The organism is Streptomyces sp. SID5910, assembly GCF_009862125.1.
Taxonomy (GTDB): domain Bacteria; phylum Actinomycetota; class Actinomycetes; order Streptomycetales; family Streptomycetaceae; genus Streptomyces.
Genome location: NZ_WWHX01000144.1, coordinates 1 through 11029 on the forward strand (window position 1 = coordinate 1; position 11029 = coordinate 11029).

The 11029-nt window shown below is 64.2% G+C and carries 8 protein-coding genes, 1 tRNA gene and 3 pseudogenes; 9 read left to right on the forward strand and 3 right to left on the reverse strand.

The annotated features are described in order from the left end of the window. The 3 genes and pseudogenes from GTW67_RS38450 to GTW67_RS05370 form a co-directional block, all read left to right on the forward strand. Positions 1–396: pseudogene (locus GTW67_RS38450) on the forward strand (DEAD/DEAH box helicase); the annotation flags it as partial. 128 nt (positions 397–524) lie between these two features. After that, positions 525–2060 (forward strand): amino acid permease, encoded by a 1536-nt coding sequence (locus GTW67_RS05365; protein WP_161163640.1) that lies wholly within the window; start codon positions 525–527, stop codon positions 2058–2060. Positions 2061–2166: 106 nt separating this feature from the next. Then, positions 2167–2239 (forward strand) — tRNA-Lys (locus GTW67_RS05370). A gap of 34 nt (positions 2240–2273) precedes the next feature. Here the strand turns inward: GTW67_RS05370 and GTW67_RS05375 are convergent. Beyond that, a pseudogene (locus GTW67_RS05375) lies at positions 2274–3653 on the reverse strand (site-specific integrase); the annotation flags it as partial. Here GTW67_RS05375 and GTW67_RS05380 point away from each other — a divergent pair. Both GTW67_RS05380 and GTW67_RS05385 read left to right on the forward strand, forming a co-directional pair. Continuing rightward, a complete protein-coding gene (locus GTW67_RS05380; protein WP_161163641.1) occupies positions 3648–4178 on the forward strand; it encodes a hypothetical protein in 531 nt (176 codons plus the stop codon). The pseudogene GTW67_RS05375 and the gene GTW67_RS05380 overlap by 6 nt on opposite strands. Beyond that, positions 4168–4731 carry an SLATT domain-containing protein gene (locus tag GTW67_RS05385; RefSeq protein ID WP_237518680.1) on the forward strand — a complete coding sequence of 188 codons (564 nt, stop codon included), beginning with the start codon at positions 4168–4170 and terminating at the stop codon, positions 4729–4731. Before GTW67_RS05380 ends, GTW67_RS05385 begins: the two co-directional genes overlap by 11 nt. A 167-nt stretch (positions 4732–4898) precedes the next feature. On the opposite strand, the gene GTW67_RS05390 is transcribed toward GTW67_RS05385, so the two are convergent. After that, entirely contained in the window at positions 4899–5177 is a 279-nt protein-coding gene (locus GTW67_RS05390; RefSeq protein WP_161163643.1) for a hypothetical protein, read from the reverse strand. A gap of 19 nt (positions 5178–5196) precedes the next feature. Here GTW67_RS05390 and GTW67_RS05395 point away from each other — a divergent pair, with 19 nt between their 5' ends. The 4 genes and pseudogenes from GTW67_RS05395 (at position 5197) to GTW67_RS05410 (ending at position 10472) form a co-directional block, all read left to right on the forward strand. Next, the gene (locus tag GTW67_RS05395; protein WP_161163644.1) at positions 5197–6576 is read left to right on the forward strand and encodes a hypothetical protein; all 1380 of its coding nucleotides are present in this window, start codon (positions 5197–5199) and stop codon (positions 6574–6576) included. Positions 6577–6589: 13 nt separating this feature from the next. Then, a pseudogene (locus GTW67_RS05400) lies at positions 6590–6769 on the forward strand (XRE family transcriptional regulator); the annotation flags it as partial. A gap of 421 nt (positions 6770–7190) precedes the next feature. Further along, positions 7191–9938, forward strand: coding sequence for an ATP-dependent DNA helicase (locus GTW67_RS05405; protein ID WP_161163645.1), 2748 nt, complete (start codon positions 7191–7193; stop codon positions 9936–9938). A gap of 150 nt (positions 9939–10088) precedes the next feature. Next, positions 10089–10472 carry a hypothetical protein gene (locus GTW67_RS05410; RefSeq protein WP_161163646.1) on the forward strand — a complete coding sequence of 128 codons (384 nt, stop codon included), beginning with the start codon at positions 10089–10091 and terminating at the stop codon, positions 10470–10472. A gap of 186 nt (positions 10473–10658) precedes the next feature. Here the strand turns inward: GTW67_RS05410 and GTW67_RS05415 are convergent. After that, positions 10659–11029: hypothetical protein (locus tag GTW67_RS05415; protein WP_161163647.1), on the reverse strand; the 371-nt coding region annotated here is incomplete at its 5' end.

Below are 11029 nucleotides of genomic sequence, written 5' to 3' on the forward strand. Positions count from 1 at the left end.
GACCGTGGTGGCCGTTCGTTCGAGCGTCGTGACGACCGTCGGGACGACCGTGGTGGCCGTTCGTTCGAGCGTCGTGACGACCGTGGCGGCTTCCGCCGTGACGACCGCCGTGACGACCGTGGTGGCCGTTCCTTCGAGCGTCGTGACGACCGCGGTGACCGTGGTGGCTTCCGCCGCGACGACCGCCCCGGCCACCGTGGCAGCGACCGTCCGTTCAACCGTGACCGTCGTGACGACCGCACCGGCAGCGACCGTCCGTTCAACCGCGACCGCCAGGGCGACCGCCCCGGCTTCCGCAGCGGCGGCCACGAGCGCCCGTACGGCCGCCGTGACGACCACCGTGGTTCGTCCTTCGGCCGCCGCGACGACAAGCCGCGCTGGAAGCGCAACGGCTGACGCCTGAGCACCTGAAGAGCGCCGTGGCCCCCACCCACCCGGGTGGGGGCCACGGCGCTTTCCCGTACCCCCGTTTCCGGCCACCGAGTGACGCATGTCACGCCCCCGGCGTGGGAATTGCTGGGGGCATGACAGATGACGCCAAGGCGAGCGGGCTCTCGGACGAGGAACGGCTGGCCCAGCTCGGCTACACCCAGGTCCTGGCCCGCCGCATGTCGGCGTTCTCCAACTACGCGGTCTCCTTCACCATCATCTCGGTCCTCTCGGGCTGCCTGACCCTCTATCTGTTCGGCATGAACACCGGCGGCCCCGCCGTCATCACATGGGGCTGGGTCGGCGTCGGCCTGATGACCCTCTTCGTCGGCCTGGCGATGGCCGAGATCTGCTCGGCGTACCCGACCTCGGCGGGCCTCTACTTCTGGGCGCACCGCCTCGCACCGCCCCGCACGGCCGCCGCCTGGGCGTGGTTCACGGGCTGGTTCAACGTGCTGGGCCAGGTGGCGGTGACCGCCGGCATCGACTTCGGCGCCGCGTCCTTCCTCGGCGCCTACCTGAACCTCCAGTTCGACTTCGAGGTCACGCCGGGCCGCACGATCCTGCTCTTCGCCGCGATCCTGGTCCTGCACGGCCTCCTCAACACCTTCGGCGTCCGCATCGTCGGCCTGCTGAACAGCGTCAGCGTCTGGTGGCACGTCCTCGGCGTCGCGGTCATCGTCGGCGCGCTGACCTTCGCGCCCGACCACCACCAGTCGGCGTCCTTCGTGTTCGGCGAGTTCGTCAACAACACCGGCTGGGGCAGCGGCGTCTACGTGGTCCTGATCGGCCTCCTCATGGCCCAGTACACCTTCACCGGCTACGACGCCTCCGCCCACATGACGGAGGAGACCCACGACGCCTCCACCGCCGGCCCGAAGGGCATCGTCCGCTCCATCTGGACCTCCTGGATCGCCGGCTTCGTCCTCCTGCTCGGCTTCACCTTCGCCATCCAGTCCTACGAGGGCGCCCTCGCCTCCCCGACCGGCGCGCCGCCCGCGCAGATCCTGCTCGACGCGCTCGGCGCCACCGCGGGCAAGCTGCTGCTGCTCGTCGTCATCGGGGCGCAGCTGTTCTGCGGGATGGCGTCGGTGACGGCCAACAGCCGCATGATCTACGCCTTCTCGCGCGACGGCGCGCTGCCCTGGTCGCACGTCTGGCACTCCGTCAGCCCGCGCACCCGCACCCCGGTCGCCGCGGTCTGGCTGGCCGCGCTGGGCGCCCTGGTCCTCGGCCTGCCGTACCTCATCAACGTGACGGCGTACGCGGCCGTGACGTCGATCGCCGTCATCGGCCTCTACATCGCCTACGTCGTCCCGACCTTCCTGCGCCTGCGCAAGGGCGACGCCTTCGAACGCGGGCCCTGGCACCTGGGCCGCTGGTCGCGTGCCGTGGGCGTGGTCGCGGTGACGTGGGTCGGCGTCATCACGGTCCTGTTCATGCTGCCGCAGGTCTCCCCGGTCACCTGGGAGACCTTCAACTACGCCCCGGTCGCCGTCCTGGTCGTCCTCGGCTTCGCGGCGACCTGGTGGCTGGCCTCGGCCCGGCACTGGTTCCTCAACCCCGACCACGAACGCACCCGCGCTCGGGCGGCGGCCCGCGCGAACGCCCCCGAGCCGGTGGACCCGTAGCGGCGCCCACCCGGCACCCGGCGACGCGGCCGGGACCCCGATACCCGATCGGCGTCCCGGCCGCGTCGGGCTATGCTCGGTATGGCAACATCACGCAACACGCCCTGGGCCCTTAGCTCAATTGGCAGAGCAGTGGACTTTTAATCCATTGGTTGTGGGTTCGAGTCCCACAGGGCCTACCGGTGGCGGGGGAGGTAAACGCCCTCTGACCTGCTACGCAGCGCCTGAGTCGGCTTCGGTCGGGTCGGGCGCTGCTTCGTTTTCGAGCCACTGCGTGAGCGATGCGTGAGCGGATGCGCGCATGGCCTGCGGATCGGGTGCCGCTTGGGCGGACGAATCGGCGGCTGCCGGACGCGACCGGGGGATCAGCTTCGCTGCCTTCTCGGCGATTTCGCGGTCCAGCTCGGGGAGCAGGCTCGTGTACGTGTCCGAGGTCAACGTGATGGTGGAGTGCCGGAGCGTCTCCTTCACCGTGTGAATGTCGCCGCCGCCTCCGTGCGTGAGCGTCGCGGCGACGTGGCGCAGGTCCCGCAAGGTGATGGGCGGCAGGTCGGTCGTGGCGAGGATGCGACGGAAGGTCTCCGAGACCGTCTCCGGGTGGAGCCAGGAGCCGTCCTCCTTGGTGAACACCTTGCCGGTGTCCTGCCATGCGGTGCCCCAGTTGGCGCGCTCCTTCTCCTGGCGGGCCTTGTGGTCCCGCAGGACGACGATGTTCATGCTGTCGAGCGCGATCGTGTTCGCACTGCCGTCCGTCTTCGGCTCGGACTCGTAGGGGTCCCAGCCGTCGACCACGATCTCCTTGGCCGGGGTGATGAGGCCGGCGTCGAGGTCGATCTCGTGCCAGTTCTGGCCGACCGCCTCGCCGCGCCGGAGGCCGCGGGTGCCCATGAGGTGGAAGATCGCGTACAGGCGGTCGTCCTCGGCTGCGTCGAGGAAGACGCCGAACTGCCGGGGTGTCCACACCATCACCGGGCCGGGGATCTCGCTGGTCTCGCGCCAGCGCCGTACGCGCTCGTCGGTCTACAGGAGGGGTTTCGGGCGCTTGCCGGACTCCAACTCGACGTGGGAGGCCGGGTTGAAGGTGATGAGCTGCTGGGCGATCGCGGAATTCAGCGCTGCGCGGAGGGTGCGGCGGACCGCCTGACGGGTGGCCGGGCCGGTGATCTTCCGGAACGGCTTCATCTCGGCGAGCTTGGCCCGTTCGGCTGCGAGCAGCTTTCGCTCGGCTCCTACGGGGCGTCCGGGCTTGCTCGGCTTGCAGCGGGCGATCTGCTCGCAGCGGGCCTCGTTCTCTGCCGCGATCACCTCGTTCTCGTCGGCGATCGCGTCGAACATCTCGACCAAGTGGCCGACGTTGAGGCGGTCGAGGCGTACGTGGCCGATGCGCGGCTTCAGGTGGACGCGGATGTGGGAGGCGTAGCCGTTGAGCGTGGTCTTGCGGCGCTTCTTCGCGGCGAACCACTGGTCGAGCCACTCGCCGACGGTGAGGCTGCCACGGAGGGCCACGCCCGCCCTCAGGCGACGTCGGGTCTCTTCGAAGGCGGGCAGCGGGGCCTTCTCGGCTGCGACCTCCTCCAGCAGGGCGATGTGGTCGTCGACTTCGCCACGGGCCACACCGTGGAGGTCCTGCCAGCCTGGAACCGGAAGGGCGGTGGACTGCTCGTGCCCAACACCCATGATGGCGGCAGTTGGCAGCATGTCGACCACCGTGCCGAGATTGCCTACGTGGCCGATTCGGACGCCCATACCAACGGCAACACCCGAAACCTCATCAGGATGATGAAGGCGTGGCAGAAACACTGTTCGGTCCCCATCAAGTCCCTGGTCCTGGAGCTGCGGAGCGTGACGTTTCTGTCGACGTGGGACCGCTCCGCGGAGTCCACGACTTTCTACGACTGGATGGTCCGGGACTTCTTCGCCGAGCTGGTCGGGAAGGCCAACTCCTGGCACACGATCCCCGGGACCAGCGAGAAGAAGCAGTATGGAGACGCCTGGCTGAGCAAGGCGCAGAGCGCGCACCGCCGGGCGGTCAAAGCATGCGAGTACGAGCTGGCGAACAAGGATCTCGACGCCGCACTGGAATGGCAGAAGATTTTTGGGAGCCAGTATGAGCTCTGACGAGAACACCGGGCAGGATGCGAACGTCCAGTCGATCCGGGAGAGCTTCGGCCGCGTGGTCTACTCGCACAAGGCGCACGAGAAGGCCAGGGAGCTGGAGGCATCCAAGGCGGACCAAGCGAAGTGGATCAACATCGTCCTCGTGACCCTGACCTCTGGGACGCTGCTGACCTCGGTGATCACGGACCAGCGGATCCTGCTCTACATCAGCAGCGGCGCCTCCGCGCTGGCGCTCGCGTTCACTGTCTTCCAGTTGAGTTTCACTCCGGAGAAGGTCGCGGAGCAGCATCGCGCGGCGGCCAAGGAACTCTGGTACATCCGGGAGCTGTATCTGCACCTGCTCACCGACATACAGACTGATCCGCAATCCGTGGACATACCTCGCCGCAGGGACGAGCTGCTCGAGAAGCTGAACCACGTCTACCGGCTGGCACCGGACACATCGAGCAGTGCCTACCGGGCCGCACAGCGAGCCCTGCAGATCGACGAGGACATGACGTTCAGCAGTGCAGAGATCGATCGCTTCCTCCCAGAAGCACTGCGCACGTCGTGATACACGCTCCCAGGTGTTACCGGGCGGATCACGGCGGGACGATAGGGGATCGGTGCTGGTGAGCTGATCTGGCGGGCGAACTCCTCTGTGAAGAGACCCGATGCGGCGGGGACTGATGCATGCGTCCCTCGCAAGCGGTGGCTCGCCCCTCAACCCGCAGAACGGTCTCATGCCACTTTGCCGCCGATCAGTCCCACAATGGCCCCAAAGCCCATCATGTAGGTCGTGGAACATGCCTCGGCGGCGGCCTTCACTTGCTCGGAGGTTCCCCCGAACGCGGCCAGTAGCACATTCAAGATCAGGGCCAGAACCGTCAGTGCAGCCACTGTGGAAAAGATCAGCTTGAAGCGGGGCGTCAAATCGGACTTGCCCTCAAGCGCACGGATGCTCTGCGGCTCGGATTCGTACGATTGCGCCCGCGTAAGAGCGGGATTTGCGTTCTCCATGCCCTCGTATACTGCCCGGATGGGACATTGGTCTGAGGGGCTTGTCGACGACGCCGCGAAGATGATCGGTGGTAGTCCGGACCACCGCCGGCTGAGGGACACGCTTGCCCGGGTCGGTCGCGAGATTGACGTGCTCGCGGGTCGTAGCTTCCAGCCGCTGCGTCGAGCGACCTCAGTCATCGACTCGAACGGCTTGCCCTTCGTGGACGTCCCAGATCTGCAGGTCGGATCGATGGAGTCAGGGGCGGGAGCGTGGGAGGTCCCTGACCCGGTGAACGGCGAACTTGCGGCCGTCCTGCAGGTTTCACCCTTGGCCAGCCCTGTGCCGAACGCCGCGCGTGCCGCTGACGCACTCTGGATTGCCGGTCAGCTCGTCGCTGGGGCTTCGGAAGCGGGGCGCCTGTCGGCGGACTATGTCCTCCGCTGGCTGGGCACATCCGTGGATCACGAGCAGCGAAAAGATCTATTTCGTCACATTATGGACCCTGCTGTTCGCTTTTATGTCCCGGTCCTCGGGGTCTCCGTCAACGGGTGGTGGTTCCAAATCTCCCGGCGCCTCATCTGGGTGACGAACGAAACCGAGGACGACGGACGGCTTATCGAACTTCTATTGGAGAAGGCGACTGCCGGCGAAGAGGCATCACCGCTCGCGGCCGTCGAGGCCATCCTGATCGCGGTTCCAATGACGCGACACCCCGCAGACTGGGCATTCACGGCACGCATCTGGCCCGACCAGGTTCAGGTCCCTACCGATCGGCCATGGAGAAAGTTGGCGAAGGCTATCCACGGCCACGGCATACCGACTATCACCGTTGACCCGGTCTCGACCTCTTACGAGATCGCGTGCCAGGCGGTATTGAAGGGCTACTGGCACGGCTACATCAGCGGTGATGAGCCGGCGCTGGCCAACGCCGTCGCGATGGCGTACCCGCGGCAGGTCGATCGCATCCAGCGTGAGACCCGCGCTCCGGACAGGGCTTCTGCGGCTGCAACGCTGCTGGAACAACTGATCCACCCCGGATTCGATCCAGCGCGGGGCGCGGAGGCTACTCGTCGGTACGTGCGCCGGAAGGCGAGCATCGCGGTCATGGAGTACCGGAAGGGTGAGGCGCCGGAGCGGTACCCGTGGACGCGGGTCGGAATCAGCGAACGGCGTTACTACAAACTCTTGCCGCTGTTCGCTCAGAAGGTCAACGGCCGCTACGACTACGACTACGACGACGTGGTGGCGCGGATGAAGGCCCACCTGGACCACGTAGACAAAGCGCGAACCGTGCGGGCAGTCGCCCTAGAAGTCCTCCGGTCGCACGGCTTCGGCGAAGAGGCCGCACGCAAATGGCTACAGCGGCATCCCCCCGAGGAGGCTGTCAGCGCGTGGCCGCGTGGCCGACGCCCGTAATGCCAACTGTGGCTACACGGGCACCATGTACAGCCACATGGGCCGGCCGGCGGACGCCTTCGCTGCCAACGACGTCGCCCGCAACCTGCACCTCACCCGCAGAGACCCTCTGCTCGCCTCCCTCGGCCTGGCCCGCCAGGGCGCCATCCACGGCGCGGCACAGGACCGCACCGGCACCCGCCGTGCGTTCGAGTAGGCGCAGGACGCCATGCTGCGCGCCGACCCCGCACTGTCTGGCGCGGATGCACACACATCCACTCTGATCTGGCGCGCGCAGCCCCATGGATGCCCCCGCATCTGTCAGCCGCTTGTGGCCCTATATGGGCGGTCAGGGTGGCGCGAGCCGCCTCCGGTCTCGGGACCGTCCAGGTCGGGTCAGGAGCCGGTGTGGCAAGCAGGGCAGTCTTGAGAAAAGGGGCGTTTGTCGGTTCTTGAGTGGTTCTATTGTCGTCTGACGTTGTGCCCAGGGCGGCGTCCGCTGCTCGGCAGCAGGACGAAATACCTGCGCGGACACCGCCCGGTGCACTTCAGTAAGGTCATGGCGGGGCGCCCAGAACTGCGCGCCTCGCCATCGAAGCTGACGCACGATCCTTCAGGGAAGTAGAGCGGGAGCGATGGCAACAGTAGAACAGCAAGTGAAGAGCGCAGACGACGTAATCTGTCGGAACCTTGCCAATCCAGTAGGCGACCGAGGCTTCCTCTCGCAAAATGTACTGGGGCAACTCCGGAACCTTGTCGAGGGGCTTGCTGTCTGGGCGCACCTTAACGATCGCTCGATTGAGTTCCACTACAACCAGGTCGGGTCAGCGCTGGATGCTGTTAAGGCGCTCGCCAAGTTCAGGCTCCTAAGCAGATTCCATGGCCTGCTCCAGGCCAGCGTCTCGCACTACACGCTGGATCGCGACCCGTCCGAGCGATTGATGCTGAAGTACTACGAATACCTTCTCCGCACCCGCGACCTCGCAAGGGATCAGCTCGGAATATCAATCCTGACCAACATCGAACAGTTCCCGATCGACCTCGACCCCTCGTTGCGGGAGTACTATGAGAAGATTGCTGCCTGCATCGAGCAGGAAAAGACGAGGCTTTCCTCAAGTCCACGTCGGGAGCGATACTACATTCACAGCTCGCGACCATTCTTCATCACCGGCCGTATCTACTATGAGGTAACGTTTCATCTCGCCCACAATCGGACGAGCAAGTTCGATCGCATCATTGGGTTCACTGACATCGACGTCACCGACAAATACGCGGCCAGTCTGGAGCTGGCGAGCGACACGATCGAGGTACTCGGCAAGAAAATGCCCATCACGCTGATCCGCTCATGGGAGGTGTCAATCCGGCCGTGTGAGTTCGACAACTTCGCACGCCTCTTCGACACCTCGTGCGGAAAGGTCAGTAGGTCGCATTCCGAGTACCGCAACCTGATGCGCTACCTCACAACAACACGATCAAGTCTGCTTGATCTCATGGATATGACCGACGCTGCTTACGGCTCACTCCGCTCCTGGGTACTAATCGGCACTCAACGAGCTGAGGTTATCTTTCCAGTCCTTGACCGTGCGCGGTCCCTCATCCGCAACAACCGGCCAGGTTCTCGCCTGTTGCGCTACCTCATGCTGCGGATGAACAACCGCATTATCAAGGCACAGTTCGATGTCGACCAGTGTTCTGCACTCTCCGGGCTACGCGTATCTTGGGGTTGCAAGCCCTTCGACACGATGCCGTTCTGCACATCACCACGCGGACATAACCCGCGCTTTGGGGACCTTGCTGAGAGTCTGGACGCCAGGACTCGGCCTCATGAACTGCTGGCCAGACGAGTCAGGAGCAACGTCGAGCAGCACGGCGTGATCTATACGCCGGTAGCTGAGCTGGAAGACCTCGGTGACCTCGACGAACTGATCGCGCAACACAACCGCATGCTTCCACCAACAGAACGACACGCGCGAAGGAAGCTGGCTCAAGCAAGTGGACATGTGTTCATCGTCGGTTACGAGGACGACACGGTCTCGATCATCAAGAAACTCCGGGAAATCTCTGCTAGCGGCGTCCCCCACCACAGCAGCGACGTGCAGGCATGGATTAACGCGAACCCCGGTATCATTGATGACCCGTTGAAGGCTACAGCTCTGACCAGTTTGTTCGAGCACTCAAATGTTGCACTTATCTACGGCGCGGCCGGTACAGGAAAATCGACGATGGTGAATCACATCGCGAACTACTTCGAGGGCTCGCGGAAGCTCTTCCTGGCACATACCAATCCGGCCGTCGACAATCTGAAGAGACGAGTACAGGCGCCGAACTCCGAGTTCAGTACAATCAGTAAGCACGTGCGCAGCGGCACGTCGTTCGGAGCCACGTACGACGTTCTGGTAATCGACGAGTGCAGCACCGTGAGCAACGCAAGCCTGCTCGATGTACTTGAGAACACACCCTTCGATCTGCTCGTGCTGGTTGGCGACGTATACCAGATCGAGTCGATTGAGTTTGGCAACTGGTTCAGCATCATCCGGTCGTACATCCCGAGCGAGTCTGTGTTCGAACTCACACAGCCCTTCAGGACGACCGATCAGGGCCTTCTCACACTATGGACCAGAGTGCGGAACCTGGACGACCATATCGAGGAGTCGCTCTCAAAGAATGGCTACTCGACGATTCTGGGAGACTCACTCTTTCAACATAGAAGCGACGACGAGATCGTGCTTTGCCTTAACTATGACGGCCTGTATGGCATCAACAACGTTAACCGGTTCCTACAGGCGAGCAACCCCAATTCAGCTGTGAGCTGGAGCGAGTCCACCTACAAGGTCGGAGATCCCGTACTTTTCAATGAGTCTGATCGGTTCAGTCCGGTCATCTTCAACAACCTAAAGGGAAGGATCGTTAAGATCGATCGCGCGCCCGGCCGTATCACTTTCGATGTGAATCTCGAACGGGATGTCACTGAAGACGATGTGCTCTTCACGGGTCTGCGTTGGGTGGAAGGCTCGACTGTCCAGTTCGATGTCTTCGAGCGCGGCAATAGTGACGATGACGACGACTCGGTCACCACCATTGTGCCGTTTCAGATCGCTTACGCCGTATCGATCCACAAGGCACAGGGTGTTGAGTACGACTCAGTCAAGGTTGTCATCACGGATGCCAATGAAGAGAGCATCTCCCACAGTATTTTCTACACCGCTATCACACGCGCTCGGAAGCGTCTCGAGGTGTTCTGGACTCCGGAAACGCAGCATCGAATCCTGAGCCGTCTCGCAGTGCGCGAGAACACGAAAGACGAGCATCTGATGAAGATCCGCCGGGGTTTGATCCCGGTTGAGAAGCGACCGAAGCGCCAAAAGACGCGTCAGCTGCCGTAGACGCCGACGGCGATAGCAACGGTGGCGCCGTGGGACACCTCCCAGTCGACACGAAAGGTGTGGGGTGGAGGTGCCTCTCGTCAGGTACTTATCGCGGCTAGCGGCGGCAGTCGATACCGTCGCCGCTGAACCCACCCCAAGGGGGAACAGATGCGTAGCAAATGGCTATGGGCCACTCTGGGCGCAGCCGTAGTCGGTCAACTCGTCGTTAACGCACGGCCGCGTGCCGCCAGCGAGTCAGACGAGGCGGTCATCCGCAGATTTCGCGATGACCCGGGCAGCTTCGGCACCCACTGGAACAGCGGCTCCGGCGGGTATCGGGCGTGCGGCCACAATGCATGCAGCAAGAAGGCGAAGGATTTCATCACAAGTCACGACTGCTGTGGCCGGTGCCGGACCGCGGACTACCGGGACTGCGCGGGCAAGGCGCTGCGCGACTACGACGGGCCAGGCCGTTTTTACCATGACTTCCACGACGGGATCATGCAGCCTGGTGTGTGTACCGTCTGCGGTGAACCGCAGGAAGCGCACTGACTCGAAGCGATCCGATTCACGCGGACTACACATCCACTGACGGCGGCTTAGCCGTTGGAGTCGCCTCGCCGGAGTCCGTAAGGTCCGGCTGGGGCCCTTCGCAGCACGCGGCGCCGCAGCACCGTTTTTCCGGTGCGGGGCCCACGTGTGTTTCCGGTGCCGGCCGTGTTTTCGATCGGCCGGGGATCAGGTGCGCTGGCGCAGTACGCGCGTCCGGTGCACGAGCGGGATGCCGAGGCGGGCGGCCATGGTTTTTTCCAGGGCGGAGACGACATGGCCGGGGGTGGCGTCACGCAGCGGGATCACCCAGTATTCAACCCACTCGTCCCGCTTCGACGGGCTGCCGTTGATGTGCTGGCTGAGCCTGGTCGCGGTGGCCCCTCGGTTCAGAATCCGGGTGGGGGCGGTCTTCCCGCAGTAGCAGGCGTTGCCGTTGCGGTTGACCGCAATGTATATGGCTTTGTCCTCGTACCCGGAGTCCTCGCCGATGGGGATCGGCTCGGGCTGCGGTTCGACGAGCCACGGTTCGGCGAGCCGGGTGAGCATGGCGTATCGCA